This is a genomic window from Sphingobium sp. LF-16, from assembly GCF_003711185.1.
In the GTDB taxonomy this organism is placed as follows: Bacteria; Pseudomonadota; Alphaproteobacteria; order Sphingomonadales; family Sphingomonadaceae; genus Sphingobium; species Sphingobium yanoikuyae_A.
Window position 1 is genome coordinate 542894 of sequence record NZ_CP029335.1, and the last position, 25152, is coordinate 568045.

29 protein-coding genes are annotated in these 25152 nt (G+C 65.5%); 14 read left to right on the forward strand and 15 right to left on the reverse strand.

Annotated features, from left to right (window positions below):
* Positions 1-65: 65 nt before the first annotated feature.
* Entirely contained in the window at positions 66-758 is a 693-nt protein-coding gene (locus DIZ22_RS02660) for an amino acid racemase (protein ID WP_048938777.1), read from the forward strand.
* Positions 759-782: 24 nt separating this feature from the next.
* On the opposite strand, the gene folP is transcribed toward DIZ22_RS02660, so the two are convergent.
* Together folP and DIZ22_RS02670 are read right to left on the reverse strand one after the other, a co-directional pair.
* Positions 783-1907: a dihydropteroate synthase gene (folP, locus tag DIZ22_RS02665; RefSeq protein WP_048938778.1), complete on the reverse strand. Its 1125-nt coding sequence runs from the start codon at positions 1905-1907 to the stop codon at positions 783-785.
* Between the two features lie 80 nt (positions 1908-1987).
* The gene (locus DIZ22_RS02670; RefSeq protein ID WP_010336249.1) at positions 1988-3121 is read right to left on the reverse strand and encodes a site-specific DNA-methyltransferase; all 1134 of its coding nucleotides are present in this window, start codon (positions 3119-3121) and stop codon (positions 1988-1990) included.
* A gap of 288 nt (positions 3122-3409) precedes the next feature.
* Between DIZ22_RS02670 and DIZ22_RS02680 the strand changes: the two genes are divergently transcribed.
* Positions 3410-3748: a metalloregulator ArsR/SmtB family transcription factor gene (locus DIZ22_RS02680; RefSeq protein WP_004207998.1), complete on the forward strand. Its 339-nt coding sequence runs from the start codon at positions 3410-3412 to the stop codon at positions 3746-3748.
* Between the two features lie 69 nt (positions 3749-3817).
* Here the strand turns inward: DIZ22_RS02680 and DIZ22_RS02685 are convergent, their stop codons facing one another.
* The 8 genes from DIZ22_RS02685 to DIZ22_RS02720 all read right to left on the reverse strand — a co-directional run bounded on the left by DIZ22_RS02685 (position 3818) and on the right by DIZ22_RS02720 (position 11482).
* On the reverse strand, positions 3818-4246 hold the full coding sequence (locus DIZ22_RS02685; protein WP_037510295.1) for a DUF2147 domain-containing protein: 429 nt from the start codon (positions 4244-4246) through the stop codon (positions 3818-3820).
* A 133-nt stretch (positions 4247-4379) separates the two neighbouring features.
* Positions 4380-5369 carry a type II secretion system F family protein gene (locus tag DIZ22_RS02690; protein ID WP_004207996.1) on the reverse strand — a complete coding sequence of 330 codons (990 nt, stop codon included), beginning with the start codon at positions 5367-5369 and terminating at the stop codon, positions 4380-4382.
* A gap of 18 nt (positions 5370-5387) precedes the next feature.
* The gene (locus DIZ22_RS02695) at positions 5388-6386 is read right to left on the reverse strand and encodes a type II secretion system F family protein (protein WP_048938780.1); all 999 of its coding nucleotides are present in this window, start codon (positions 6384-6386) and stop codon (positions 5388-5390) included.
* Between the two features lie 62 nt (positions 6387-6448).
* Positions 6449-7744, reverse strand: coding sequence for a P-loop NTPase (locus DIZ22_RS02700; RefSeq protein WP_048938781.1), 1296 nt, complete (start codon positions 7742-7744; stop codon positions 6449-6451).
* A gap of 1 nt (position 7745) precedes the next feature.
* Positions 7746-8399 (reverse strand): CpaD family pilus assembly protein, encoded by a 654-nt coding sequence (locus tag DIZ22_RS02705; RefSeq protein WP_048938782.1) that lies wholly within the window; start codon positions 8397-8399, stop codon positions 7746-7748.
* Positions 8400-8415: 16 nt separating this feature from the next.
* Positions 8416-9939: a type II and III secretion system protein family protein gene (locus tag DIZ22_RS02710; protein WP_048938783.1), complete on the reverse strand. Its 1524-nt coding sequence runs from the start codon at positions 9937-9939 to the stop codon at positions 8416-8418.
* Between the two features lies 1 nt (position 9940).
* Positions 9941-10957, reverse strand: coding sequence for a Flp pilus assembly protein CpaB (gene cpaB, locus DIZ22_RS02715; RefSeq protein WP_048938784.1), 1017 nt, complete (start codon positions 10955-10957; stop codon positions 9941-9943).
* 51 nt (positions 10958-11008) lie between these two features.
* Positions 11009-11482 (reverse strand): prepilin peptidase, encoded by a 474-nt coding sequence (locus DIZ22_RS02720; protein ID WP_010336255.1) that lies wholly within the window; start codon positions 11480-11482, stop codon positions 11009-11011.
* A gap of 49 nt (positions 11483-11531) precedes the next feature.
* On the opposite strand from DIZ22_RS02720, the gene DIZ22_RS02725 reads away from it, so the two are divergent.
* Genes DIZ22_RS02725 through DIZ22_RS02735 form a run of 3 tightly spaced genes read left to right on the forward strand, consistent with a single transcriptional unit; the run spans position 11532 to position 13783 of the window.
* Complete coding sequence (locus tag DIZ22_RS02725; protein ID WP_048938785.1) at positions 11532-12485, forward strand: alpha/beta hydrolase; 954 nt, start codon at positions 11532-11534, stop codon at positions 12483-12485.
* A complete protein-coding gene (locus DIZ22_RS02730; protein WP_048938786.1) occupies positions 12482-13585 on the forward strand; it encodes an FAD-binding oxidoreductase in 1104 nt (367 codons plus the stop codon). Before DIZ22_RS02725 ends, DIZ22_RS02730 begins: the two co-directional genes overlap by 4 nt.
* A gap of 21 nt (positions 13586-13606) precedes the next feature.
* On the forward strand, positions 13607-13783 hold the full coding sequence (locus DIZ22_RS02735; RefSeq protein WP_004207987.1) for a DUF1508 domain-containing protein: 177 nt from the start codon (positions 13607-13609) through the stop codon (positions 13781-13783).
* A gap of 39 nt (positions 13784-13822) precedes the next feature.
* Here the strand turns inward: DIZ22_RS02735 and rnhA are convergent, their stop codons facing one another.
* From rnhA to ispH, 3 genes are read right to left on the reverse strand one after another with little or no spacing between them, the layout of a single operon-like run.
* A complete protein-coding gene (rnhA, locus tag DIZ22_RS02740) occupies positions 13823-14269 on the reverse strand; it encodes a ribonuclease HI (RefSeq protein ID WP_048938787.1) in 447 nt (148 codons plus the stop codon).
* On the reverse strand, positions 14266-15243 hold the full coding sequence (thrB, locus tag DIZ22_RS02745) for a homoserine kinase (protein WP_048938788.1): 978 nt from the start codon (positions 15241-15243) through the stop codon (positions 14266-14268). The genes rnhA and thrB overlap by 4 nt, the downstream gene beginning before the upstream one ends.
* 5 nt (positions 15244-15248) lie before the next feature.
* Complete coding sequence (ispH, locus tag DIZ22_RS02750; RefSeq protein ID WP_048938789.1) at positions 15249-16208, reverse strand: 4-hydroxy-3-methylbut-2-enyl diphosphate reductase; 960 nt, start codon at positions 16206-16208, stop codon at positions 15249-15251.
* A gap of 167 nt (positions 16209-16375) precedes the next feature.
* Between ispH and DIZ22_RS02755 the strand changes: the two genes are divergently transcribed.
* From DIZ22_RS02755 to tatC, 9 genes are all read left to right on the forward strand, one after another.
* A complete protein-coding gene (locus DIZ22_RS02755; protein ID WP_010336260.1) occupies positions 16376-16984 on the forward strand; it encodes a hypothetical protein in 609 nt (202 codons plus the stop codon).
* Between the two features lie 129 nt (positions 16985-17113).
* The gene (gene argS / locus DIZ22_RS02760; RefSeq protein WP_048938805.1) at positions 17114-18841 is read left to right on the forward strand and encodes an arginine--tRNA ligase; all 1728 of its coding nucleotides are present in this window, start codon (positions 17114-17116) and stop codon (positions 18839-18841) included.
* Between the two features lie 19 nt (positions 18842-18860).
* Positions 18861-19580 (forward strand): SPOR domain-containing protein, encoded by a 720-nt coding sequence (locus DIZ22_RS02765; protein ID WP_048938790.1) that lies wholly within the window; start codon positions 18861-18863, stop codon positions 19578-19580.
* Between the two features lie 55 nt (positions 19581-19635).
* The gene (nagZ, locus tag DIZ22_RS02770) at positions 19636-20646 is read left to right on the forward strand and encodes a beta-N-acetylhexosaminidase (RefSeq protein ID WP_048938791.1); all 1011 of its coding nucleotides are present in this window, start codon (positions 19636-19638) and stop codon (positions 20644-20646) included.
* 17 nt (positions 20647-20663) lie between these two features.
* The gene (locus tag DIZ22_RS02775) at positions 20664-21446 is read left to right on the forward strand and encodes a ScpA family protein (protein ID WP_004207978.1); all 783 of its coding nucleotides are present in this window, start codon (positions 20664-20666) and stop codon (positions 21444-21446) included.
* Positions 21443-22036 (forward strand): SMC-Scp complex subunit ScpB, encoded by a 594-nt coding sequence (gene scpB / locus DIZ22_RS02780; RefSeq protein WP_004207977.1) that lies wholly within the window; start codon positions 21443-21445, stop codon positions 22034-22036. The genes DIZ22_RS02775 and scpB overlap by 4 nt, the downstream gene beginning before the upstream one ends.
* A 28-nt stretch (positions 22037-22064) precedes the next feature.
* Positions 22065-22304: a twin-arginine translocase TatA/TatE family subunit gene (locus DIZ22_RS02785; protein WP_004207976.1), complete on the forward strand. Its 240-nt coding sequence runs from the start codon at positions 22065-22067 to the stop codon at positions 22302-22304.
* 26 nt (positions 22305-22330) lie between these two features.
* A complete protein-coding gene (locus DIZ22_RS02790; RefSeq protein ID WP_048938792.1) occupies positions 22331-22795 on the forward strand; it encodes a translocase in 465 nt (154 codons plus the stop codon).
* Positions 22792-23583 carry a twin-arginine translocase subunit TatC gene (tatC, locus tag DIZ22_RS02795; protein ID WP_017501221.1) on the forward strand — a complete coding sequence of 264 codons (792 nt, stop codon included), beginning with the start codon at positions 22792-22794 and terminating at the stop codon, positions 23581-23583. Before DIZ22_RS02790 ends, tatC begins: the two co-directional genes overlap by 4 nt.
* Before the next feature lie 35 nt (positions 23584-23618).
* Here the strand turns inward: tatC and DIZ22_RS02800 are convergent, their stop codons facing one another.
* Positions 23619-23747, reverse strand: a complete 129-nt coding sequence (locus DIZ22_RS02800; protein ID WP_004207973.1) for an entericidin A/B family lipoprotein — start codon at positions 23745-23747, stop codon at positions 23619-23621.
* 371 nt (positions 23748-24118) lie between these two features.
* Positions 24119-25096: a cell wall hydrolase gene (locus DIZ22_RS02805; RefSeq protein ID WP_122928745.1), complete on the reverse strand. Its 978-nt coding sequence runs from the start codon at positions 25094-25096 to the stop codon at positions 24119-24121.
* Between the last annotated feature and the right edge of the window lie 56 nt (positions 25097-25152).

Below are 25152 nucleotides of genomic sequence, written 5' to 3' on the forward strand. Positions count from 1 at the left end.
GGGCTGGGGCACCGACATGCCCGGCCCGCACGGGGCCGGACAGGCGCCCCCATATTGGGAGCGACATGCGTAAACTCGGTCTGATTGGTGGTCTCAGCTGGACGTCCACCGCCCGCTATTATGAGATCATCAACCAGGCGATCCACCGGGCCAAGGGTGGCCAGCACAGTGCGCGGCTGCTGATCGAAAGCCTCGATTTCGCGCAGGTTTCCGGCTGCATTACGCAGGAAGACTGGGATTGCGCATCGGGCCATCTGATCGGCGCGGCCCAGCGGCTGGAACAGGGCGGGGCCGAAGCGCTGCTGATCTGCGCCAATAGCATGCACCGCATCTATGACCGGATCCAGGCGAGCATCGCCATTCCCATCATCCACATCGCCGATGTCGTCGGCACGCGGATGAAGGCCGACCGGATCGATCGCGCCGCGCTGATCGGCACGCGCAACGTGATGACCGAGAAATATTATCGCCAGCGGCTGGTGTCGCATGGCGTGTCGCTGCTGCCGGCCGATGTGGCGCTGGCCGAGCGGATCGACCGGATCGTCTATGACGAACTGACCGTCGGCAAGATCAACCGCGATTCCGAGCGTTTCATGAAGTCGGAACTAACCGACATCGCCAAGGAGGATGTGCAGGCCGTCGTGCTGGCCTGCACCGAACTGGAGATGATCGTCGACGTGAAGGCCAATGTGCTGCCGATCTACGACTGCACCGAAATCCACGCCATGGCGGGCGTGGAGTTCATCCTGAGCGAATAAGGATGGCGGTGGCCGGGCGCGGTGTCAGACCGCGCTCAGCCCCGCATCGGCCAGGCCCCGCCAAAGATGGAGCGCCTGAACGCTTTCCTTGACGTCGTGGACCCGCACCATCTGCGCGCCCAGTTGTGCCGCGCGGAAGGCGAGGGCGACCGAACCGCCGAGCCGGTCTGGCGCCGGTGCCTCGTTCGACAGGGCGCCGATCAGGCGCTTGCGGCTGCCGGCGAAGAGCAGCGGCACGCCCAGCCCCTGGAAGGTCGCAAGGCCGTTCACCAGCGCCAGATTGTCCGCCAGGCTCTTGCCGAAGCCCAGCCCCGGATCGACCATGATCTTCTCGCGCGCGATGCCAGCGTCGAGGCAGGCGGCGATGCGGGCGTCGAGATAGTCGAACACGTCGGTGACGACATCGGCATAGCCGTTGGGATTGTCGTGCGGATCGTCACCGGTCGAAGGCGCGTGCATCAGGATCACCGGACAGCCGGCACGGGCCGCGACCTCCAGGCTGCGGGGATCATGCTCCAGCGCGCTGACATCGTTGATGACATGGGCGCCGGCGGCCAGCGCCGCCTCCATCACCGCCGCCTTGCGCGTGTCGACCGACATGGCGACGCCGGCTGCGGCGAGCTTCTCGATCACCGGCACGATGCGAGCGATCTCATCGCCCTCCCATAGCTTGGGCGCCTTGGGCCGGGTGGATTCGCCGCCGACATCGATCAGCGCGGCGCCGGCCGCCGCCATGGCAAAGCCGGCATCGGCCGCCGCCTGCGGGTCCGTCATATGCTTGCCGCCGTCGGAGAAGCTGTCGGGCGTGATGTTGAGGATCGCCATCGCCTGCGGCGCGTCGAAGCGGATGACGCGATCGCCAAGGCTGAGTGGCGCGCGCTGGGCGGAGATGTTCGCGGCCAGTTGGCGGGCGCGCTCGGCCAGCGGGTCGGGCAGGGTGGCGGTGACCGTCTCGAACGCGGCGACCGGGATGGTTTCGCGGGCGATGCGGCGGCCGGCATGGCGCGCCGTCAGTTCATAGGCCTGGAACCAGATCAGGCCATTGCCCATCCGCGCCGCCGATCCGTCCGCCAGGCCGATCGGGCTCGGCACGAACCAGGTCGGCTTGAGGTATAGCCGGGCGTCAGCGGGGATGGAGGAGAGGGTCATAAAGCTCCGTTCGCCCCGGACGGGTCGGGGCCATGTCTTGGAAGAACTATGGCTGCCTCAACCCGAACGGGGGACGGAAATCAAGGCTCGTTGGCGAGCAGATAGGTCTGGCGCAGCGTGTCGATTGGGTGCAGCTTGCCCGCCTTCTCGATATGCCAGAAGGTCCAGCCGTTGCAGCTCGGCGCGCCCTGAAGCGTGGCACCCAGCTTGTGGATCGAACCGGTGTCGCTGCCCACGGCGAGCGAGCCGTCGGCGCGCACGGTGGCGCTCCAGCGGCGCTTGCTGTCCATCACCACCGAGCCGGGCTGGAGATAGCCGGTCTCGACCAGCGTGCCGAAGGCGACCTTGGGCTGCTGGCGTGCGGTCTGCATGATGGCGAGCGCGGATTCATCGAGCGGCAGCGCCTCGGCAATGCGTTCCTCGGCCACCTCGATATAGTCGGGCTCGCGCTCGATGCCGATCCACTGGCGACCCAGGCGCTTGGCGACGGCGCCAGTGGTGCCGGTGCCGAAGAAGGGATCGAGCACGATGTCGCCCGGCTTGGTGCAGGACAGCATCACCCGATAGAGCAGCGATTCCGGCTTCTGCGTCGGATGCGCCTTGGTGCCGTTGCGCTTCAGCCGCTCCTGGCCGCCGCAGATCGGCAGCACCCAGTCGGAGCGCATCTGCAGCTCGTCATTGAGCGTCTTCATCGCCTTGTAGTTGAACGTGTACTTGGCGTCCTCGCCCTGGCTGGCCCAGATCAGCGTCTCATGCGCGTTGGTGAAGCGGGTGCCCTTGAAATTGGGCATCGGGTTCGCCTTGCGCCAGATGATGTCGTTGAGGATCCAGAATCCCTCATCCTGCAAGGCAGCGCCGACGCGGAAGATGTTGTGATAGCTGCCGATCACCCAGATCGTGCCATTGGGCTTGAGGATGCGGCGCGCCTGCGCCAGCCACGCCTTGGTGAAGCGGTCATAGCTGCTAAGCGTGTCGAACTTGTCCCAGTCATTGTCGACCGCATCGACGCGGCCGCCCTCGGGGCGGAACAGGTCGCCGCCGAGCTGGAGATTATAAGGCGGATCGGCAAAGATCATGTCGATGCAGCCGTCGGGCAGCTTGGCCATTTCCGCGATACAGTCACCGCGCAGCAGGCGGTTTGCCTCGATCGCCGGTGCCGGCGCGAGCGCAACCGCCTTCTTCCGCCGCGGTGCGACGCGTTCCATGACACCCATGTGTGCAACCCCCATATGTTTCGTCCGTCAGCACTGAGTCCTCAGGAGTCTGCCGTCAAGGTCAGGGATTTAGCGCTCATCCCTGTCAGGATTGCGAGGATGGTGGAGAACGAAGCGGGTAGCCACAACATATTGAGTCATGCGAGTCGCGCGAGACTCATCATCGGGTGGTGTGACTCAAAAGACTCAGCGAGGAGGCGGTTCGCACTTTTTTTCGTTAATGGCGCGACCGAGTCCAAAATCATCCTTCGCTTGACCAAATCATAACCAGATGATTATGAAATTTGCATGACGGAAGTGAAATTCAGAGGCGACCTTGGAGCGAACAGCGATTCACTCTTCAAGGCGCTGTCCGACGGCACACGACGTGCCCTGCTGGAATATCTGGTGCGCGAAGGGGAGCAGAATGTCGTCGCGCTGACCGCCGTGGCCGGCGTGTCGCAACCGATGGTGTCGCGCCATATGGGCAAGCTCAAGCGTGCCGGTCTGGTGACGGCCCGGCGGACGGGGCGCGAAACCTGGTTCGCGGCGCGGACCAAGGGGCTGGGGCCGGTGGTGCAGTGGATGGCGATCTATGGCGCGCTCTGGTCGCAGCGCTTCACGCCGATGGAGCATGCCGGGGACTGAACGGGACCGTATCGACAGGAAAAGGGGCGCCATTTGGCGCCCCTTTCGTTTTCCAGGCTGTGCGCGGGATCAGCGCAGCGGCGTCCAGGTCTGGGTCTTGCAGAAGAAGGCGATGCAGCCCTGAACCTTGAGCGTGCCGTCGCCATTGCGGCTGACCTTGGACGTATAGCTCTTGCCGCTTTCCGGGTCGTAGATCGTGCCCTTCCAGATGTCGCCCGCATCGCTGAAGCCCGACAGCAGGGCAAGGCCGACCAGCGGCTTGGAGCGCAGCGCCGGATCGGGATTCTTGATGTCGGTCTGCGGGCGGCCTGGCGTCGGCTTCACGATCTTCTCGATCTTGCCGCAGATGCTCTTTCCGCACGGCGCGATCTGGACGATCGCCTTGCCATCAACGGTCGACCAGCGGCCGGTGATGGGCTGGGCCGCATAAGCGGGCAGGGCGGTGGTGAAAGCGGCCAGAGCGGCGATGGCGACGCGAGCGCCGGTCTTGATGGTCATGATGCGATCCTCTCCTTTTGGGTTGAGGGTGAGAATAAGGGAGGAAAATGCGGCGCGCCAGCGCTTCGCTTGCAGTTTACGGAAACGGAAAGAGGGGACGCTACGGCAGCGCCCCCTCCTAGCCCGAATTTTTTTAGAAAGCCGTGCTGATCGAGCAGGCGGCCGGCCCCAGGATGACGACGAACAGGGTCGGCAGGATGAAGAGAATCAGCGGCACGGTCATGATCGCGGGGAGGCGGGCGGCCTTTTCTTCCGCGCGCATCATGCGTTCATGGCGGAACTCGGCCGACAGGACGCGCAGCGCGGAAGCGAGCGGCGTGCCATATTTCTCGGTCTGGATCATGGTCGTGACCACGCCCTTGACCGCGTCCAGTTTCACGCGGGTCGCCAGATTCTCAAAGGCCATGCGGCGTTCGGTGAGGAAGCTGAGCTCGATCGCCGTCAACTGGAACTCGTCACCCAGTTCGGGATAGGCGCGGCCCAGTTCGCGGGCGACGCGGCTGAAGGCGGCGTCGACGGTCAGGCCGGCCTCGGCGCAGATGACCAGAAGGTCGAGCGCGTCGGGCAGGCCCTTGCGGATCGCGGCAGAACGCTTGGCGATCTTGTTGTCGATGAAGAGGTCGGGGGCCTTGTAGGCGAGCAGCAGTGCGCCGGCGAAGGCCATGAACCGCTTGGCACCGCCCCATTCGGGATAGATGCCCACGGCATAGAGCAGGATCGCGGCGGTGCCGCCGATCAGGATCGGCATGATCATGCGGCCGAAGATGACGGCGACCGCCCAGTCCTTGGAGCGGATGCCGGCCTGGGCCAGGCGGATCTGGGCGTCCTTGAGCTGGTCGTCCTGCAGCACCTTGAGGCTGGTCAGGAAGGACCGCATCTGGTCGGTCGTCTGGTTCTTGTTGACCAGCTTGGCGCGGCGCTTGGCGGTCGAGGCGGTGATGCCGGCCTTGAGCTGCTCACGACGTTCGTTGAGCGCCTTGACGCGCTTGGCCATCGGATCGCGCACGGTCATCACGGCGTAGAGCGCGTAGAGGGTGGCGAGCGTGGCCAGCGCGGCGAGCAGCGTGCCGAAATCGGTCGCGGTCATGCCGAACAGCGTGCCGGTGGGGGTAGGGGCGTCCATATCTCTATCCGTTCCCCGTCAAATCTCGAAGTTGATCATCTGGGCCATGATGAAGGCGCCGATGGCCATCCAGCACATGCCGCCGATGCCGACGACCTGCATCGTCGAGAGCCCGAAAATGCCCGCCGGATCGGGGGTGAAGAAGGGGCTCATATAGCCAAAGTTGATGTAGCAGATCATGCCGAACACGAGGAAAGGCAGGACGCCGATGATATAGGCCGACGCCTTGGATTCCGACGACATGGCGCGGATCTTGAGCTTCATCTGGGCGCGTTGGCGCAGCACGGTGGCAAGGTTCTGCAGCGTTTCGGCGAGGTTGCCGCCGGTTTCGCGCTGGATCGCCAGGGTGATGACGAAGAACTGGAATTCCGGCGTGCCCAGGCGATCGGCGGTTTCCTGCAGCGCCTGGTCCATGCTCTTGCCGATCTTGATCCGTTCGGTGATCAGCTTGAATTCCTCGCCGACCGGGCCGGGGATTTCGCTCGACACGATGCCCAGCGTCTCGCCGACCGGCAGGCCCGATCGCAGGCCGCGGGTCAGCAGCTCGAGCGCGTCGGGAAATTTCGTCGTGAACTGGTTGATGCGCTTCTTGATCAGGCGGCCGACCCACAGATGCGGCAGGCCGAGCCCCGCCGCCAGCCCCACCATCAGGGCCAGCAGGAAGGGAAATCCGCGCATCAGCAGGAAAAGCGTCGCGACCAGGAAGACCACCGCGCAGGACGTCATATATTGGCTGAGCGTCCATTTCTTGCCGGTCATGCGGATGCGCTTGGCCAGATTCTCCGGATTGGGGATCAGCGAGACCAGCATCTTGGCTTCGTTGCCGGTCGCCCGAGTGGAGATGGCCTTGCGCATGCGCGCTTCCATCATCGCCTCGGTGGAGTCGCTGTGGCGGCCACGGATCAGCGCGACCCGGCGTTTCTGCGCCTTGTCGGGCGAGGGGCCGGCAAAGGCAACCACGACCAAGCCAAGCATGGTCGCGATCAACACCAAGATCAGAAGGAAATTGCCGTCCATTGTTCGCCCGTTCCCCGTGCGTGAATATGGCTGTGCGGGGCCGCCCTGAAGCGGCCCGCGCGTCAGCCTTCCAGTGCCGTCGCCTTGTCCTTGCGGCGCGACGGGATCATGCTCTTGAAATCGCCGATCTTGCCGAGCAGGGAATCGCCCTTCTTCGCTGCGGACTTGCCGCCCGCATTATCGGCTTCATCGCCGGCCAGACCCAGAACTTCGTCCATCATGGCGGTGCAGGCGGCGCCGACCTTGCTGCCCTTGGCGGTTTCGGCCAGCGTCTTGCCGAGCTTGGCGGCCTGGGCCGCGATGCGCAGGTCGAACGGCACGATCACATCGACCTTGCGTTCGATCGACTGTTCGAAATCCTTGCGGCTGATTTCCGGTGCGCCGGGATGGACGCGATTGGCGACCACCAGGATGCGGGCCTGCGGTGCATTCGACTTGAGCCAGGACAGGATGCGGATCGTGTCGCGCGCCGCCGCCAGGCTGAGTTCGGTCACCACCACCGCGACATTGACGTCGGTCATCAGGTGCGTGTGCTGGATCAGCATGTTGCGCGGCAGATCGATGATGCTGCATTCGAACGCCTGACGGAACTCTTCCAGCAACTGGTAGAAGGCGCCACCATCGGTCATCATCGGCTGGTTGATCGGCGCTTCGGCCGACAGGATGGCCAGCATGTCGCTGGCGCGAACCATGGCGCGCTCGATGAACAGCCCGTCGATGCGGCTGGGATTCTCGATCGCGTCGGTCAGGCCACGGCCCGGTTCCAGATCCATCGCCAGCGCATTGGTGCCGAAATGGATGTCGAGATCGAGCAGTGCGGTTGGGCGCTTCTTCTTTTCGCTCAGCATCCAGGCGAGCGAGGTCGCCATGCTGGAGGCGCCGACGCCGCCACGGGTGCCGACGACGGCGACCGTCATGTGCGGGCGTTCAGGCCCCACGTCGCGCGGGGCGAGGAAGACGGCCTGCGCCTGCGCCAGCGCATCGCGCAGCTGGTCAGCACCAAAAGGCTTGAGCAGATAATCCTGGATGCCGCTGGCGACCAGATCACGATAGAGGCGCACGTCGTTGACCTGGCCTGCGGCGATCACGACAGTGCCGGGTTCGCACACTTCCGCGAGGCTGTTGATGTCGTTCAGCGGATCGCCGCTTTCCGACATGTCGACGAACAGGATCTGCGGGCTGGCGGTGATCGACAGGCTCTGCACTGCGTTGCGCATGCCGCCCTTGTTCACCTTTTCCGGTGCCCAGCCCATTTCGGATGCGACTGCGCGCAGCAGATCGAAGCTGTGATCGTCGCAAACGAAGGCGTGGAAGGGGTCACGCTGGCCCACGGAACCATGTTTCCAGGGTGCGTTCATCTTACTGGCCTCCGTTCGAGAGTTGCTTGAGATCGCCAGCGCCGGTCGGTGCCTTGTCGCGATAGGTGGAAATGGCGCGGTTCGAAGTCGCGGTGCGCAATTCGCTATCGCTGCTCTGGCCACGGACCAGATCTTCGGGGTCGGCGACCATCGCCGCCAGATTGCTGTTCATGGCGCAACCGAAATTGGAGGAGACGCCCAAGCTCATCGGCGTTTCAGCCTTGTTCGACCAGTCGGGGCAGCCGGGGACTGACGCGGTGGTGCGGCGCACGACCAGTCGGATGCTGCCTTCCGGGGCGGAGCCGGCGGCTGCCGAACTGTCCTGGCCCAGCAACATGCCATGGCGCGCGACAACATTGGCGATATCTTCGCCAATGTCCGGGCTGTAATAGCCTGCGTCGGTAACGATTGCGACCCGATCACCATAGCCAAGCTTGATCGTGGCGAACCAGTCATCCAGGCGCGCGGCTTCGGCAGGCGAAAGGCGACCGCCGCCAGCCTGCACGTCGAAGGTGTAGCTGCTATAGCTGACGACCGGCTGGTGGACCGAGTCCACGCCGCGATTGGGGCTGTCGGTCGAGCAGGCCGCGAGCGGCAGCGCCAGCAGGGCGAGGGTGCCGAGGCGGACGAGGGTCTTGCGGGACGTGGAAGTCATATCTTTCGTCCTTCCGTCAGAAGCTGAAGCCGGGGGTCGCGCCGCCCGACTTGCCGGACGACCGGCTGTCTTCGCGAGCGGCGAGCGCGGGTGCGGCGATCGAAGCCTGCGGACCGGGTGCGGGGGCGACGGGCGAGCCCGGCGCACGGGTCGGCATATTGGGCTGGGCGCCGCTGACGCCGTCATGCATCTGTTCCAGGAACAGGCCCTGGCCGACATTGGCGTTGCGGAACCCATCGGTGGGCAGACGAATGTCGGACGCGTTGACCGGCTTCACCAGATAGGGGGTGACGACGATCACCAGTTCGGTCTCGTTGCGTTGGAAGCTGCGCGACTTGAACAGGCTGCCCAGGATCGGGACATTGCCCAGGCCCGGCACCTTGTTGACCGTGTTGCCGGTTTCATTGTTGAGCAGGCCGGCGATCATGAAGGCCTGGCCGGAACCCAGTTCCACCGTGGTTTCGGCAGTGCGGCTCTTGAGTGCAGGCACCGAACTGCTGACGCTGAAGTCCAGGCTCGACACGGTCGGGCGGACGCGCAGCGAGATGCGGCCATCGGCCAGCACGGTCGGCGTGAAGGCCAGTTGCACGCCATATTGCTTGAACTGGATGCTGTTGCCCGACGACGGACCATTGTTGACCGTGTAGGGATATTCGCCACCGGCCAGGAAGCTGGCGGTTTCGCCCGACAAGGACGTCAGATTTGGCTGTGCCAGCATGGTGGCCAGGCCGCTGGATTCGGCAAGGTCGAGCGCACCGGCGACATCCATGCCGAACAGCCGGGCAACGCCGCCCAAGCTGTAGCTCCCGTCAGACGGGTAAGTGAAATTCCAGACGTCCTCATTGCGGTCATAAGTGGCGAAGGCGCGCGAACCGCCTCCCATCATCCCGCGTGTGCTTTCGGTGGCTGAATCCGTGGTGGCGAAGTTGGTGCCGATCTTGTGGCCGACATCCTTGCTGACTTCGGCGATCTTGACCTGCAGCATGACCTGAAGCGGGGTCGCCATCAGCAGGCGGCTGACGACGGTCGTTTCCTTGCCGACGAAAGCCTGGGTCAGACGTTCGGCTTCGGCCGCGTCCTCGGGCGCCTTGATCGTGCCGGTCAGCAGCACCATGCCGTTCATCTTGTTGACGGCGATATTGGCACCCGGCATCGCCAGGCGCAGCATGTCGTCGATGGTGGTCAGGTTGTTGCCGACGCGAACGGTACCGGAAAACAGCACCTTGCCATTGCCGGCCGTGACGAAGACGGTGGTTTCGCCCGGCTTCTTGGCGATCAGATAGAGCTGGTTGTTCGAGCGGACATGGACATCGACGACATCGGGATTGGCGATGACGACATCGGACATCTTGGCCGGCAGGTTGACGACCTTGCTGCCGCCGACCGACATCAGGATCGCATTGTCCTGATCCGCTGCGGGGGCGGCGTTGAGGGCCGTGGCGGGCGCCGCGACGGCGGCGATAGCCAGGCCGAGCGCGATCGCCGGGGCGGCGAGCGGACGAGCCGCCTTGTGCCGCGCAAGCATCTGATAAGCGTTCATCTTACTTCCCCCCGACCGGAACTTCGGTCACACTGGTGCCGCGGGCGATGCGGACGGTCGGCCCCTTGAACTCGGCCGTGCCGACCGGTGCGCCACCCGGAGCCGCCATGGCGGGCATGGCCGCTGCATCAGGCTTGGCCGGGACGCTGCTGCGCTGGTAGCGCGACACGTCGGCGCCGGTCGAATAGGTGGAGCCGCGATCGACCGGACGGGCCGCGATCTTGGCAATGATCGACTTTTCCGAACCCGGATTGCTGCCATCGGGCAGGTCGACGTCGGAACCGGCAATGGCGGCGTCAAGGTCCGACGCGGTGTCGGCGATCGAGCGCAGCGACAGCGACAGCGAGCCGATGGTCTGCGACACGGCGATCTTTTCCGCGATCTTGGGCGTCACTTCGAGCGTGACGTTGGAATAGGTCTGGACGACGGGCTTGCCATCGGGGCCGAGCGCGTCGGTGCGCTGGTCGGTGGCGAGCACGCGCAGGTTGCGCAGGATCGTTTCCGACACCTTGAGCGGGGCGCCATCGCCGCCACCGGCGACCGTCTGGGTCAATACCAGGTCGATGCGATCGCCCGGGAAAACGAAGCCGGCAACCGCGTTCTGCGAGGAGACCGGGACCGTCACGGCCCGCATGCCCGGACCGAGAGCTGCGGCCAGGAAGCCACGGTCGCCCGGACGGATGACGGCGCCCTGGGTCAGCGGCTGGCCGGCGGTGATCGGATTGCGCACCACGCTGCCTGCAAGCTTGAGCGGATCGGCCTGGCCCTTGAGATAATAAGCGGCCTCGATCAGATCCTTGGGCCAGGGCTGGAAGCGGAAGCTTTCCGCGTCCAAAATGGTCCCCACCGGCAGGGCCTTGGTCGCCACCAGAACATGCGGCTGGTCCGCCTCGTTCGGCATTGCGGCCGCGTTCACCTGCGGCGTAGATGAAGAACTCAGCATGCTGCGCGCAAGCAAGGCTGTAGTGACCGCTATGATTAGCGCCCCCACCAGCAGCACGATCTTCTTAGCATCCATGACGAAACTCGCCTTTCTCAAATGGGCGGCCTGCCCCCAGGGGCCCAATCATCACGCAAATTGGTTAAGATATCGTTCGCCAAGTAACCAAAGGGCGGCGATCGATATGGCTACGCCGTAGGGTATTTCGGGTTGGCCCTGCTTCCGGCGGAGGCGGTGGTGGATCACCGTGACGATCGTCACGGCCCCGCCCAGAATCGCCATCAGCGTCAACAGGGTCAGCACCGCCTGCCACGGAAACCACAGCGCCAGCGCGCCGAGCAGCTTCACATCGCCCCCGCCCATCATGCCGAACGCGAACAGCGCGGCGAACAGGACGAAGACCAGCAGGCCGACCAGCAACTGCACCGCCATGCCCGGCCAGAGCGGCAAGCCGCAGGCGATCCACCATAGTGGCGCCAGGGCGGCGACGCCCAGGTTCAGCCGGTTGGAGATGATGCGCGCGCGCAGGTCCGTGATCGCGGCTGCGATCAGCAGGATGCCCAGTGCGGCGATCAGCGCCAGTCTGAAATATTCCCCCAACATGAGGGTCAGGCACTAGACCATATGGCTTACCAAACCGTAACCATGGCCCATGGATTCGCCGATCTTCCCGTCGCCCGCCCTTGACCGTCGTGCCTGGCCGATGGGTGGCCAGCTGGATTATTGGCAGGCCCCCGACGGCTGGCCGATCCGCCGCTATCGGCTGGGCGCTGGTACCCGTGGCCGGATGCTGATCCTCAACGGTCGTGGCGACATGATCGAGAAATATCTGGAGGTGATCCACCACTGGGCGCAGCGGGGCTGGGCTGTGACCAGCTTCGACTGGCGCGGGCAGGGCGGGTCGGGCCGGCTGACCGATGATCCGCTGTGCGGCCATATCGACGACTTCGCCCGGTGGATTGACGATTTGCGCGCGCTTTCAAATGATTGGCGCGCGGAGGGCAGTGGCCCGACGGTCATGTTGGGCCACAGCATGGGCGGGCATATGCTGCTGCGGGCGCTGGCCGAAGGCCTGCCTGCACCCGGTGCGGCCGTGGCCGTGGCGCCGATGCTGGGCCTGCATACGGCCCCGCTACCGCGCTGGCTGGCGGTGGCGATCGCCAATGTCATGTGCGGGATCGGCCAAGGGGAAAAGCAGGCCTGGACACAGAAGGAAGAGAGCGAGCGGCAGCGCCAGATGCGGCAGAAGCGGCTGACCCATGACCCCGATCGCTATGCCGATGAAATCTGGTGGCGGGACCATAGTCGGGACATCGCGCTGGGGCCGCCGAGCTGGAACTGGGTGCGGCTGGCGCTCGAGTCGACTCGCGCTTTGGAGGCCGGAAACGGGCCGGAGCGAATCGCGACGCCGACTCTTGTCCTGGCGGCCAGTCGCGACCGGCTGGTGGCGACGCCGGCCATCCGGCGGATCGCGGCGCGCTTGCCCGATGCCCGCCTGCATGTCTATGGGCGCGAGGCCGCGCATGAAATCCTGCGCGAGCTCGACCCGGTGCGGCTCGATGCGCTGGGGCGGATCGACCGTTTCCTGGATGAGGTTGCCCGTTGAACAGACCCGATATCGTGATTGTCGGTGGCGGGATTGCAGGCGCCAGCCTGGGCGCGACGCTGGCGGAAACGGCGCGGGTGCTGATCCTGGAGATGGAGGATAGCGCCGGCTATCATGCGACGGGGCGATCGGTCGCCTTCTGGGAAGAAACCTATGGCGGGCCGGTGGTCCAGCCGCTGACCACGGCTTCGGGCAGGCTGCTGGAGTCGCCCGATCCCGATTTCTTCGATGGCTCCTTCCTCTCCCCGCGCCGCACGCTGCATATCGGCCGGGCCGGGGATGAAGGCTTGCGCGACGCGCTGCTGGCCGATTTTGCCGGGGCGGTCGAATTGCAGCCGGTGGCGCCGGCGAGCCTGGTGCCGGGGTTGCGGTCCGACTGGGTGCTGGGCGTGCTGGAACCGAGTTGCCGCGACATCGATGTCGCGGCGCTGCATCAGGCCTATCTGCGCCGGTTCCGCAAGCTGGGCGGCGAAATGCGGCTGGGGGCAAGGCTGGAGCGCGCCGAACGACAGGGCGATGGCTGGCGGATCGAGACCGGTGACGGGCCGATCGAATGCGGCCTGCTGGTCAATGCCGCCGGGGCTTGGGCGGATGATGTCGCTGTGGCCTGCGGTGTCGCGCCGGTCGGCATCACGCCCTACCGCCGGACGGTGGTGCAGTTGCGGCTGGAGGATATGCCAGCCGACGAGATGCCGCTGGTGATGGACATGCAGGGCGGCTTCTATTTCAAGCCCGAGGGGCAGGGGCGGATCTGGCTGACGCCGCATGACGAGGTTGCCTCGCCCCCCTGCGACGCCGCGCCCGAGGAACTGGCGATCGCCCAGGCCATCGACCGGTTCCAGGCGGCGGTCGACTGGCGGATCGCGGCGGTCGAACGCAAATGGGCCGGCCTGCGCAGCTTCGCGCCGGACCGGGTGCCGGTCTATGGCTTCGAGCCGGCGGTCGAGGGCTTCTTCTGGTTCGCCGGGCAGGGCGGTTTCGGCATCCAGACCGCCCCGGCGGCGGCGCTGCTGGGCGCCAGCCTGTTGACTGGCAAGGCGATGCCGCAGGCGATTGCCAGCCTCGATATCGCTGCTTATGCTCCCGAACGGTTTCGATAGCGCAACCAGCAGGAGAGCATGATGGCGCACAAGTTCGTGATCGAGAAGAACAAGGCCGGCGAGTTCGTGGCCAAGTTCAAATATAATGCCGAGATCATCTTCTGGACCGAGGGCTACAGCTCCAAGGCCAGCGCGAAGAATGCGATCGAGTCGATCCTGAAGAACGGCCCCGGCGCGCCGATCGAAGAAGCCGAATAAGCTGCGCGGCGCGGGGAGGGTGACCTCCCCGTCCGTATCCTATTTGCGGAAGCTTTCCGCCGCGGCGCAGGCGAGGGCATCGGCCCGCTCATTTTCCGGGTGGCCGGCATGGCCTTTGACCCATTGCCATGTCAGTTTGTGCCGGGCGGCGGCCTTCACCAGTTCCTGCCAGATCTCGACATTCTTGACCGGCTTGTTGTCGGCGGTCTTCCAGCCGCGCTTCTGCCAGCCGAAGATCCATTTGGTGATGCCGTCCATGACATATTTGCTGTCGGTGTAGAGCGTCACCTCGCACGGCTTCTTGAGCGTGTTGAGCGCCTCGACCGCGGCCATCATCTCCATTCGGTTGTTGGTGGTCATCGCCTCGCCGCCGAAGATTTCCTTCTCCTGGTCGCCAAAGCGCAGCACCGCGCCCCAGCCGCCCGGACCAGGATTGCCCTTGCACGCGCCGTCGGTGAAGATCTGGACTTGCGGCAGGTCGCTCATGCGCCGAGCAGCTCCGCCGGGTCGGCCTTGGCGTAGAAATCCATGCGGCGCAGATAGGCGAGCGGATCCTTGCGGGTCACCAGTGCATCGGCGGGCGTGTTGATCCAGTCATAGGCGCGGGTCAGCAGGAAGCGCAGCGCTGCGCCGCGGCACAGGATCGGGAAGGCGGCCCGTTCCGCATCGGTCAGGCCATGGGCCTCGCCATAGCCCGCGCCGATCGCGACCGCGCGGTCGCCATACCAGGTGGCGCCGTCATTGCTGAAGCACCAGGCGCTGTGGGTGACGGCCAGATCATAGGCGCGAATGTCGGTGCAGCTGAAATAGAAGTCGATGAGGCCGGTGACTTCATCGCCCAGCATCAGGACATTGTCCGGGAACAGGTCGGCATGGATCACCGAACGCGGCAGGTCGGCCGGCCAATGGGCGTCGAGAAAGGCCAGTTCCTCCGCCACGCGGGCGCCAAGGCCCGGCGCGATCTGGTCGAAGTCATCGCCGCACTTGGCCGCCAGCGCGTGCCAGCCATCCTTGTCCAGCGCATTGCGCCGCTCGCCGGCAAAACCCTGCGCCGCCCTGTGCAGTTCGCCCAGCGCCACGCCGCAGGCGCGCGCCTGGGCCGGGGTCGGTTCGGTCACGGAAATGCCGGTCAGAAACTCGATCAGGCAGGCCGGGCGCCCGCCCAGCTGTTGCAGCCGCTTGCCATCGGTGTCGGCGATGAAGCGCGGCACCAGACAGCCGCGCGCGCCCAGATGGTCGAGCAGGTCCATGAAGAAGGGCAGGTCCGCCTCATCCACCCGCTTTTCATAGAGGGTCAGGATATAGCGGTGGCCGCTTCCGTCATGTGCGGTGGTTTCGAGCAGATAATTGCTGTTTTCCACCCCTTCGGCGATGCCCTTGGCGGACACTAGCCGGCCGGCATCATAGCGGCTGAGGAAGGCATCAATCTCTTCGGCGGGAACGTGCGTATAAACGGCCATGGGGGTTATGCGACCTCCAGTCCGCGCGGCAGCTTGAAGGAGATATTCTCCTGCGCTGTTTCCACCTGTTCCTCGGTCACGGCGAAGCGCTCCGCAATCCGGTCGACGACTTCGCGCACCAATATTTCGGGCGCGGAGGCGCCGGCGGTGAGGCCGAGCGTCGTCACGCCCTCCAGCCAGGCAAAGTCGATCTCCTCGGCGCGCTGGATCAGGCGGGCGGGGGTGCCCTCACGCTCGGCGACCTCGACCAGGCGCAGCGAGTTGGAGCTGTTGGGCGCGCCGATCACATAGACGGCGTCGCAGCGGGCAGCGATCGCCTTGACCGCCGTCTGGCGGTTCGATGTCGCGTAGCAGATATCCTCGCCCTTGGGCGCGATGATCGCGGGGAAGCGGCGCTCCAGCGTGGCGACGATCGCGGCGGTGTCGTCCACTGACAGGGTCGTCTGGGTCAGGAAGGCGAGATTGTCGGCGTCAACAGGCGCCAGCGCTTCGGCATCCTCGACCGTCTCGATCAGCGTCATCGTCCCCTCGGGCACCTGGCCGAAGGTGCCGATCACTTCCGGATGGCCCTTGTGGCCGATGAACAGGATGTGGCGACCGGCGGTCACCATGCGTTCGGCCTGGCGATGCACCTTGCTGACCAGCGGGCAGGTGGCGTCGAGATAGTCGAGGCCGCGCTCCTCCGCCTTGGCCGGCACCGCCTTGGGCACGCCATGGGCGGAAAAGACCACCGGCACGCCGTCGGGCACCTGGTCCAGTTCCTCGACGAAGATCGCGCCCTTGGCCTTCAGGCTGTCGACCACGAACTTGTTGTGGACGATTTCATGGCGGACATAGACCGGCGCGCCATATTTCTCGATCGCGCGCTCGACGATGATGATGGCGCGGTCGACACCGGCACAGAAGCCGCGCGGGGCAGCGATCAACAGGGTCATCGGCGGGCGAGGGGCGGGGCTCTGCGTCATGGGCGCGGCTTAGGGCAATGTCGCGCCCGAAGGAAGGGCCAACGCAAATCACCGCGCTTTGTGTTGCGTGGGCGGCGGGGGATGGATAAGGAAGCCGGACGCCTCTGTCCAAGGGGCATGCTGAGGAATTGCTGCCTGTGACATTGTCCCGAATTGCGTTGACCGGAATGCTCGCCCTTGCCCTTGCCGGCTGTTCTCGTCGGGGGGAAATCGACCCGACGGGCGGTATCGTCACGGTGCGTTCGGCTTGCCCGGTGGCTGCAATCCCGGCCTATACCGGTGACGTGACCCTGTTCAATCCGGCCCAGAGCCGCGATGCTTCCGCGATCGACGTGGTGGCGAACATCACCGATCTGCGCTCGACCTGTTCCGATGGCGCCCAGCTTTATACCCAGGCGACCTTCGTGGTGAATGCGCGTCGCAACGACGCCAGCGCCGCGCGCCAGGTGACCTTGCCCTATTTCTCGGCGATCGTGCGCGGCGGCAGCGCCGTCGTCGCCAAGCGGATCGGCCAGGTGACGTTGAACTTCGCGCCGGGCGAATATCGCGCGACCGCGACCGCGACGGCCGGTTCCTATGTCGACAAGGCATCGGCCACGCTGCCGCCGGAAATTCAGCAGAAGATCACGCAGAAGCGCAAGGCAGGCGACGCGGATGCCGCGATCGACCCCTTCGCCCAGCCGGACGTCAAGGCGGCGCTGCAGCGAACCAGCTTCGAGCTGCTCGTGGGTTTCAATCTGACCCAGGATCAGCTCAAATATAACGCGACCCGTTAAGCCCGTTGATTTGTTTCCGTTCGGGCTGAGCGAAGTCGAAGCCCGCCACTGAGCGAAGCGAAGTGCTTCACTCCGTTCAGCCTGGCCCTTCGACTTCGCTCAGGGCGAACGGAGTTGAAGGAAATGCCCGTGTCCCTTTACACCCGTTTCACCGCCCATCTCGATGCCGTGCTCGACGCGCTGGAGGCTGAAGGCACGCTGCCCGCCGGCCTCAACCGCAAGCCGGTGACGGTGGAGCCGCCGCGCGATCCCAGCCATGGCGACCTGGCCACCAACGCCGCGATGGTGCTGGCCAAGCCCGCCGGCACCAATCCGCGCGCGCTGGCCGATGCGATCGTGACCAAGCTGCAGGCGCTGGACGAGGTCGAGGTAGCCAGCATCGCCGGCCCCGGCTTCATCAACCTGACCCTGACCGACCCGACCTGGCGCGCCGAACTGGCGGCGATCCATGCCGAAGCCGCCGATTATGGCCGGTCCGATTTCGGCGCGGGCACGACCGTGAACGTCGAATATGTCTCGGCCAACCCCACCGGTCCCATGCATATGGGCCATTGCCGCGGCGCGGTGGTCGGTGACGCGCTCGCCACCCTGCTGGAATATGCCGGGCACAAGGTGATCCGCGAATATTATATCAATGATGCCGGCGGCCAGGTCGATGTGCTCGCCCGCTCGGCGCATGTCCGCTACCGCGAAGCGCTGGGCGAGGATGTCGGCGCGATCCCCGAGGGGCTTTATCCGGGCGATTATCTGGTGCCGGTGGGTCAGGCGCTGGCCGCCGAATATGGCGACAAGTTCGTTGGCGCGCCGGAAGGCGACTGGCTGGTCCTGTTCCGCACCTTTGCCGTGGCAAAGATGATGGACATGATCCGCAGCGATCTCGCGCTGCTGGGCATCCATCATGACATTTTCTCATCGGAGGCCGAACTGCAGGCGGCAGGCAAGCCGGCCGAGGCCGAGGCCTGGCTGCGCGCCCATGACCTGGTCTATGACGGCGTGCTGGAAGCGCCCAAGGGCGAATTGCCCGACGATTGGGAGCCGGTGGAGCTGCCGCTGTTCCGTTCGACCAAGTTCGGCGACGACCAGGATCGGCCGATCAAGAAGTCGAATGGCAGCTGGACCTATTTCGGCGCCGACATGGCCTATCATTTCCAGAAGGCGCAATCGGCCGATCAACTGATCGACATCTGGGGCGCGGACCATGCCGGCACGGTGAAGCGCATCCAGGCCGCCGTCGCCGCCCTGACCGAGGGCAAGGCGCGGTTCGACGTGAAGCTCATCCAGATGGTCCGCCTGCTGCGCGATGGCGAACCGGTGAAGATGTCCAAGCGCGCCGGCAATTTCGTGACGCTGGCCGATGTCGTGCGCGAAGTGGGCAAGGATGTCGTCCGCTTCACCATGCTGACGCGTAAGGCCGATGCCCAGATGGACTTCGATTTCGCCAAGGTGGTGGAAGCTTCGAAGGACAATCCGGTCTTCTATGTGCAATATGCCCATGCCCGCATTTCCTCGCTCGGCCGCCGTGCAGAGGAGGCCGGGATCGACCTTCCCGCGCCTGACCTGTCCCTGCTTGGGACGGCGGAGCTGAGCCTGGTGAAGCTGGCAGCGCAGTTCCCGCGCGTCGTCGAAGGATCGGCGCAGGCTCGCGAACCGCATCGTATTGCCTTCTATCTCAATGACTTGGCTTCGGCATTCCATGGCTGGTGGAATATGGGCAATGATGATCCGCGCGCGCGCGTGGTGCTGGCGGACGATCCGGCGCTCACCTCGGCCCGGCTTTTCTTGAGCCGCGGAATCGGGCAGATCATCCGCAACGGCCTTGCCCTGATGGGCGTGGTCGCGCTGACCGAAATGCAGTGAGCCGAGCGGAGTTTCGATAATGGGTGACTATGCACGTGGGCGACTTGACCTCGATGACGAGGACCGGCTGCCCTGGCTGGAGCCTGCGCTCGACGAGGCGGATGAGGAGCGGATTTCGCCGCTGCGCCTGCTGGGCCTCATCATCCTGGGGCTGGTGCTGATCGGCGCTGTGGTCGCGGGCATGTGGTGGCTGCAGAACCGCAACGACGGCGGCGCGGGCGAGGGGCAGCTGATCGCCGCGCCGCAGGGCGACTACAAGATCGCGGCCAAGGAAGCGGACGCCAAGAAGTTCCAGGGCGAGGGCGATGCCAGCTTCGCCGCGAGCGAGGGCGTGGCCCGCGATGGCCAGATCGATCCGAGCCGCGTGCCCGAGGCGCCGATCACCCCGACCGGCGCTGCCCCCGCAGGCACCAAGCCCGCTGTTCCGGCCAAGCCGGCGCAGAGCGTCACCGCCAAGGTCGAGGACGAGACCAGGGCCGCGCCCAAGGCAGCCGCGCCCAAGGCGGCTGGCAGCGGCGTCATCCAGCTGGGCGCCTATGGCAGTGCGTCGGGCGCCAAGGATGCCTGGGGCCGCCTGTCGAAGCGCTTTGCCTATCTGGCGCCGCTCGCCATGTCGGTCGAGCCGGCCGAAGTGGGCGGCAGCACCGTCTATCGTCTGCGCGCCAGCGCCGGCGGGCAGGCGGGCACCGTTTGCGGCAAGCTGAAGGTCGCGGGCGAAAGCTGCATCATCGTCAATTGACCCAAACAGGGCGCGGGCGTCGACAGCCCGCGCCTTAGTCATTAGCATCGGCGTCATGAAACCCGTCATCTTCGGCCTATCCGGCGAAACCCTGACCGCCGACGAGCGCGCCTTCTTTGCCGAGGCGCAGCCGGCCGGCTATATCTTGTTCAAGCGCAACATCGCCGATCGCGCGCAGGTGCGGGCGCTGACCGACGAACTGCGCGCGCTGCACGGGCGCGACGACCTGCTGATCATGATCGATCAGGAGGGCGGCCGGGTCGCGCGGATGCAGGCGCCGGTCTGGCCCAGCTTTCCCGCCGGCGCGGTGTTCGATCATCTCTATGACATTGCGCCGTCCAGCGCGATCGCGGCGGCGCGGGCCAATGCGCGGGCTCTGGCGCTGATGCTGGCGGAGGTTGGCATCACGGTCGATGCGCTGCCGCTGCTGGACGTGCGGCAGGCGGGCGCAAGCGACATCATGGGCGACCGGACGCTGGGCGCCGAACCGATGCGCGTCGCGGCGCTTGGTCGCGCCGTGATCGAGGGGCTGGCCGACGGCAATGTGGTGGGCATCGTCAAGCATATGCCCGGCCATGGCCGCGCGCTGGTCGACAGCCATCTGGAACTGCCGGTCGTCCATGCCGGGACGGAGGAACTGGACACCGACCTGGCGCCGTTCCGCGCGCTCAAGGACGCACCGATGGGCATGACGGCCCATGTCGTCTACACCGCCTGGGATGCCGATCGGCCGGCCAGCCTGTCGCCGATCGTGATCGAGGAGATTATTCGCCAGCGCATCGGCTTTGACGGGCTGCTGATGTCCGACGATCTCGACATGAAGGCGCTCAAGGGCTCGATTCCGGAACTGGCCGCCGGCGTGGTCGCGGCCGGGTGCGACCTGGCGCTCAATTGCTGGGGGCGGATGGACGATATGGTCGGCATCGCCAATCTGCTGCCGGAGATCACGCCGGCGGCGCAGGCGCGGCTCGATCGGGCGATGGGCTCGGCCCATGTCGCCGACCTGCCGCCGTTCGAGGAGTTGCTGGCGACCCGCGACACGTTGCTGGCGCTGGTTCCGGCCTGATCGCGGACGCGGGGGCGATGGACGATCTCTTCACCGCCCCGGCCGCGACGCCCGCCGAGGTCCTGACCGTCAGCTTCGAAAGCTGGGAGGGGCCGCTCGACCTGTTGCTGGCGCTGGCGCGGACGCAGAAGGTCGACCTGCGCGAAATCTCCATCCTGGCGCTGGTCGAGCAATATCTGGCCTATGTAGATGGCGCGCGGCAGCTGAAGCTGGAACTGGCGGCCGACTATCTGGTGATGGCGGCGTGGCTCGCCTATCTCAAATCGGCGATGCTGCTGCCCAAGGAAGCGCAGCCCGAGCCCAGTCCCGAGGAAATGGCGCTGCGGCTGCAATTGCGGCTGCAACGGCTGCACGCCATGCGCGAGGCCGGCGCGCGACTGATGGCCGGCGATCGAATCGGGCGCGACGTGTTCGTCCGCCCCCGGCCCGAGGGGCTGCACATGGTGCGGCGGGCGAAGTGGAGCGCCAGCCTTTATGATCTGATCCAGGCCTATGGCCAGATCCGCGCGCGTAACCAGCCGGTGGTGCATATGGTTGCGGTGCGGCCGGTGATGACCCTCGACGAGGCGATCCAGCGGGTGAGTGCGCTGGTCGGATCGGCGCTCGACTGGACGACCCTGGAATCCTTCCTGCCCGACGATCGCGACGGACCGATGGCGAAATCGGCGCTGGCCAGCAGCTTCGTGGCGATGCTGGAACTGGCCAAGCAGGGGCGGGTGGACATAAGGCAGGACGGAATATTCGAGCCGATCTATCTGCGGGCGGCGCTGTCGGGCGATCAATGGGAGCAGTTGCGGTGATCCGGGAGATGGATGATTTCGCGCGCGCGGTGGAGGCGGCCTTGTTCGCGTCGGAGGAGCCGCTGACGCCTGCCGAACTGCGCGCCCATGTCGGCGATGGCGGTGATCTGCCCGCGACGCTGGCCGGGCTGGCGCAGGATTATGCCGGGCGCGGCGTCAATCTGGTCGAGCGGGGCGGGCGCTGGCATTTCCAGACGGCGGCCGACCTGGCGCATATCCTGCGGCGGGAACGGGACGAGACGCGCAAGCTGTCCCGCGCCGCGATGGAGACGCTGGCGATCATCGCCTATCATGAGCCGGTGAGCCGCGCGGAGATCGAGGCGATTCGCGGGGTTCAGGTGGCCAAGGGCACGCTGGATGTGCTGATGGAGGCTGGCTGGGTGCGTCCGGTGGGGCGGCGCGAAGTGCCGGGTCGCCCGCTCATCTATGCGACCAGCGTAGAGTTTCTGTCACATTTTGGCCTTAGCAGCCGCCGGGACTTGCCGGGTCTGGACGATTTGCGGGCTGCGGGGTTGCTGGATCCGGTGGATTTGGCGCTGGAGGGTCTGGGCGGTCAATCCGTTCTGGAAAAGGATGAGGAAGAGGCCTAGAAAGGCCTCCTTTCAGGAGTATGTGAAAATGGGTTCTTTCTCGCTGATGCACTGGGTGATCGTGCTCCTGGTCGTCATGCTGCTGTTCGGTGGCGGCCGGATTTCCGGCCTGATGGGTGACGTGGCCAAGGGCATCAAGAGCTTCAAGAAGGGCATGGCCGACGACGAGGACGACGCGACGCCGGCAAAGCCCGCGACCCGGATCGAGGGTCATCGCGTGCCCGAACAGGATGCGCCGAGCGCAACCGAAGAAAAGACCAAGGCCTGATCTCTAACGCAGGCTGGTAGTCGCGCATGTTTGGCATCGATTCGACCGAATTTCTGGTGATCGTGATCATTGCGGTGATCGTGATCGGCCCGAAGGATCTTCCGCGCGCGCTCTACAAGGTGGGGCAGATCGTGGGGAAGGCCCAGGGCATGGCCCGGCATTTCCGCACCGGCATCGATGCCATGGTGCGGGAAGTTGAGCTGGAAGAGCTGGAAAAGAAATGGGCCGAGCAGAATAAGCGCATCATGGCCGAGCATCCGCCCGAGACCCAGGTTCCAGAAACCCAGGTCATCGAGCATGGTTCGGCCAGCGATGCGCCCGCTGCTTCGGCTGTAGACGACAAGCCGCCTTATGTGGCGGAAGCGCCGGCGGCCCCCGTTGCCGATGCGCCGCCCTATGTGGCGGAGGCCGCGCCGCCACCGGTGGCGGACAAGCCACCCTATGTTGCCGAGGAGCCGGTGGCGCCCAAGCAGGGGGATGCGGCGGCATGATCGGCGAGATTGACGACAGCAAGGCGCCTTTGCTGGACCATCTGATCGAGCTGCGCAGCCGCCTGCTCAAATGCGTCTATGCGCTGTTCATCACCGGGGGGATCTGTTTCTATTTCTCCGAACAGCTCTTTGCCATCCTGGTCCATCCGCTCAAGGAAGCCTTTGGCGACGCCGGCGGCAAGCTGGTCTACACCAAACTCTACGAAGCCTTTTTCGTGCAGATCAAGATCGCGGCCTTCGGTGCGTTCTGCCTGTCCTTTCCGATCATCGCCAACCAGCTCTGGGCGTTCGTCGCGCCGGGCCTGTATGCGAAGGAAAAGAAGGCGCTGCTGCCGTTCCTGATCGCCACGCCCTTCCTGTTCGCGCTGGGCGCGAGCCTGGCCTATTTCGTGGTGATGCCGACCGCCTTCCATTTCTTCCTGGGCTATCAGGGGGATGCAAGCGGGCTGCAGATCGAGGCATTGCCGAGCGCGGACAGCTATCTGGGCCTGGTGATGCAGTTTATCCTGGCTTTCGGCATCTGTTTCCTGCTGCCGGTGCTGCTGATGCTGCTCAACCGGGCCGGCTTTGTGTCGCGTGACCAGCTCAAGGGTATGCGCCGCTACATGATCGTCGGCGCCTTCATCCTGGCCGCGGTGTTGACCCCGCCGGATGTGGTGTCGCAGCTGATGCTCGCCATCCCGCTGCTGCTGCTCTACGAAATCACGCTGGTCGCGATCTGGTTCACCGATCGCAGCCAGGCGAAACGGGCCGCCGCAGAAGCGGCGGCAGAGGAAGTTTCCGCATAAGAAAAGGCCCGCGAAACGCGGGCCTTTTTATCTGATCAGTTGGCCGACTTCTCGACGGCCTTGCCGGCGCTCTGCACGTCCCTGCCAGCGCCTTCCACCGTGTTGCAGGCGGATACCAGCAGCGAGCCGGTGAGCAGCAGGGCGGTGACGATTGTCTTGGTCATCGGTTTCTCCTTCCGAAATTCGGCCGACCGCATGGCGAGCCATATCGGTGACCGCTGGAGAACACGCCTGGACGGGAAGGGTTCCGCCGGCTGGCGCTGGTTCGACGATGGGGGAGGGTGGCCCGAAAAAGTCTGAGCCCGGAACGCGTCGGGGGGGGGATGATGCGTTCCGGGCTCATATTTTTTGGATAGCAAGAGCGGGGGGCAAAAGATTTGCTATCCGAAATTCAGAACGAGCGGCAAAGCGGGTGGTTCCCGATTTCCGCTCCCGATCGCGAATTTTAATTGCCCTTGTTTTCAGGCATTTCGCTGGTTGATTGGATATTAACCTAAAATAATCTCGCCGGGCGAGCGCAAAAAGATGGTGCGGTTCAACCGAGCGGCCGGCCGCTGTTGCGATATTCGGGACGGATCGTCGATTCCGGCAGATTGTCGATCGGCGCGGCAAGGGGCGCCGCGGGCGCGGGCTGCGTCGCCGGCGTGGAGGGCGCGACCGTCGGCAGGGGCACATAGGCGGTTGCCGGTCCCGCGCTCATCAGTTCGACGGGCGTCACCGGCTGGACTGGCCAGATCCGGCGGGCAGGGCCGGATATCAGTTCGCGCCCCGGATAGGCGTCGCTAAAGGCGGCGGGCGTACCGTTGAAGCCCATGCCGCGATAGAAGATATGGGCGCCGATCACGGCAACCGGCTGCAGCGTGGCGGACCAGGCCGGGCGGACGGCCAGCGTATGATAATGGGTGGCAAGGCCCACCGGGGCATAGGCTTTGCCCGACAATGCCTGCTGGGCGATGCCGCGCGCGCGGACCCAGGCGACGGCGTTGGGCAGGCGGGCCATGGCGCCATCGCAGCTGAAGGTGAACTGGCAGTGGAAGTCGGTGCGTTCCGACCCCTGATAGACCACGCCGCAGACGCTGTTGGGCCAGAGCGGGCTGCGCACGCGGTTCAATACCACCTGTGCCACGGCGCGCTGGCCCTCCTCTGGCTCGTTCCCGGCTTCATAATAGATGGCCGATGTCAGGCAGTTGAGCGCGCGATAGCTGTCGGTCGCCGTGAGCCCGCGGAAGGTGGCGGCCGGCGCTGCCTTGACCTCGGCCAGGCCCATGACATGCGGGCTCTGGATGGTGAGTGCGCCGGGCGCCGGATCGAAGGCGCCCTCGGCATAGAAGAAGGCGGAGCCGGGGAAATTGGCGCCCGCCTGCTCGGCCGGGTCGGGGCCATGATGATCCTCGGCCAGCATGTCGAGCGGCGCGGCGGTGATGAGATGCGGCACGACCAGCACCGCAAGCGCCAGTGCGCCCAGGCCGCCATGCCAGATCCATCGTTCCTGTTGTCGCGAAAGCCGCATCATCCAGCCGGTATCGAGCGGGCCTGATTGCCGCGCGGCCTTGGCCATAGCCGATTTTC

Excerpts from the sequence above, each read along its gene's own strand:
- DIZ22_RS02660 (WP_048938777.1), top strand. The coding sequence starts at position 66 with ATGCGTAAACTCGGTCTGATTGGTGGTCTCAGCTGGACGTCCACCGCC.
- folP (WP_048938778.1), bottom strand. The coding sequence starts at position 1,907 with ATGACCCTCTCCTCCATCCCCGCTGACGCCCGGCTATACCTCAAGCCG.
- DIZ22_RS02670 (WP_010336249.1), bottom strand. The coding sequence starts at position 3,121 with ATGGGTGTCATGGAACGCGTCGCACCGCGGCGGAAGAAGGCGGTTGCG.
- DIZ22_RS02680 (WP_004207998.1), top strand. The coding sequence starts at position 3,410 with ATGACGGAAGTGAAATTCAGAGGCGACCTTGGAGCGAACAGCGATTCA.
- DIZ22_RS02685 (WP_037510295.1), bottom strand. The coding sequence starts at position 4,246 with ATGACCATCAAGACCGGCGCTCGCGTCGCCATCGCCGCTCTGGCCGCT.
- DIZ22_RS02690 (WP_004207996.1), bottom strand. The coding sequence starts at position 5,369 with ATGGACGCCCCTACCCCCACCGGCACGCTGTTCGGCATGACCGCGACC.
- DIZ22_RS02695 (WP_048938780.1), bottom strand. The coding sequence starts at position 6,386 with ATGGACGGCAATTTCCTTCTGATCTTGGTGTTGATCGCGACCATGCTT.
- DIZ22_RS02700 (WP_048938781.1), bottom strand. The coding sequence starts at position 7,744 with ATGAACGCACCCTGGAAACATGGTTCCGTGGGCCAGCGTGACCCCTTC.
- DIZ22_RS02705 (WP_048938782.1), bottom strand. The coding sequence starts at position 8,399 with ATGACTTCCACGTCCCGCAAGACCCTCGTCCGCCTCGGCACCCTCGCC.
- DIZ22_RS02710 (WP_048938783.1), bottom strand. The coding sequence starts at position 9,939 with ATGAACGCTTATCAGATGCTTGCGCGGCACAAGGCGGCTCGTCCGCTC.
- cpaB (WP_048938784.1), bottom strand. The coding sequence starts at position 10,957 with ATGGATGCTAAGAAGATCGTGCTGCTGGTGGGGGCGCTAATCATAGCG.
- DIZ22_RS02720 (WP_010336255.1), bottom strand. The coding sequence starts at position 11,482 with ATGTTGGGGGAATATTTCAGACTGGCGCTGATCGCCGCACTGGGCATC.
- DIZ22_RS02725 (WP_048938785.1), top strand. The coding sequence starts at position 11,532 with ATGGATTCGCCGATCTTCCCGTCGCCCGCCCTTGACCGTCGTGCCTGG.
- DIZ22_RS02735 (WP_004207987.1), top strand. The coding sequence starts at position 13,607 with ATGGCGCACAAGTTCGTGATCGAGAAGAACAAGGCCGGCGAGTTCGTG.
- rnhA (WP_048938787.1), bottom strand. The coding sequence starts at position 14,269 with ATGAGCGACCTGCCGCAAGTCCAGATCTTCACCGACGGCGCGTGCAAG.
- thrB (WP_048938788.1), bottom strand. The coding sequence starts at position 15,243 with ATGGCCGTTTATACGCACGTTCCCGCCGAAGAGATTGATGCCTTCCTC.
- ispH (WP_048938789.1), bottom strand. The coding sequence starts at position 16,208 with ATGACGCAGAGCCCCGCCCCTCGCCCGCCGATGACCCTGTTGATCGCT.
- DIZ22_RS02755 (WP_010336260.1), top strand. The coding sequence starts at position 16,376 with ATGCTCGCCCTTGCCCTTGCCGGCTGTTCTCGTCGGGGGGAAATCGAC.
- DIZ22_RS02765 (WP_048938790.1), top strand. The coding sequence starts at position 18,861 with ATGGGTGACTATGCACGTGGGCGACTTGACCTCGATGACGAGGACCGG.
- nagZ (WP_048938791.1), top strand. The coding sequence starts at position 19,636 with ATGAAACCCGTCATCTTCGGCCTATCCGGCGAAACCCTGACCGCCGAC.
- DIZ22_RS02775 (WP_004207978.1), top strand. The coding sequence starts at position 20,664 with ATGGACGATCTCTTCACCGCCCCGGCCGCGACGCCCGCCGAGGTCCTG.
- DIZ22_RS02785 (WP_004207976.1), top strand. The coding sequence starts at position 22,065 with ATGGGTTCTTTCTCGCTGATGCACTGGGTGATCGTGCTCCTGGTCGTC.
- DIZ22_RS02790 (WP_048938792.1), top strand. The coding sequence starts at position 22,331 with ATGTTTGGCATCGATTCGACCGAATTTCTGGTGATCGTGATCATTGCG.
- tatC (WP_017501221.1), top strand. The coding sequence starts at position 22,792 with ATGATCGGCGAGATTGACGACAGCAAGGCGCCTTTGCTGGACCATCTG.
- DIZ22_RS02800 (WP_004207973.1), bottom strand. The coding sequence starts at position 23,747 with ATGACCAAGACAATCGTCACCGCCCTGCTGCTCACCGGCTCGCTGCTG.
- DIZ22_RS02805 (WP_122928745.1), bottom strand. The coding sequence starts at position 25,096 with ATGATGCGGCTTTCGCGACAACAGGAACGATGGATCTGGCATGGCGGC.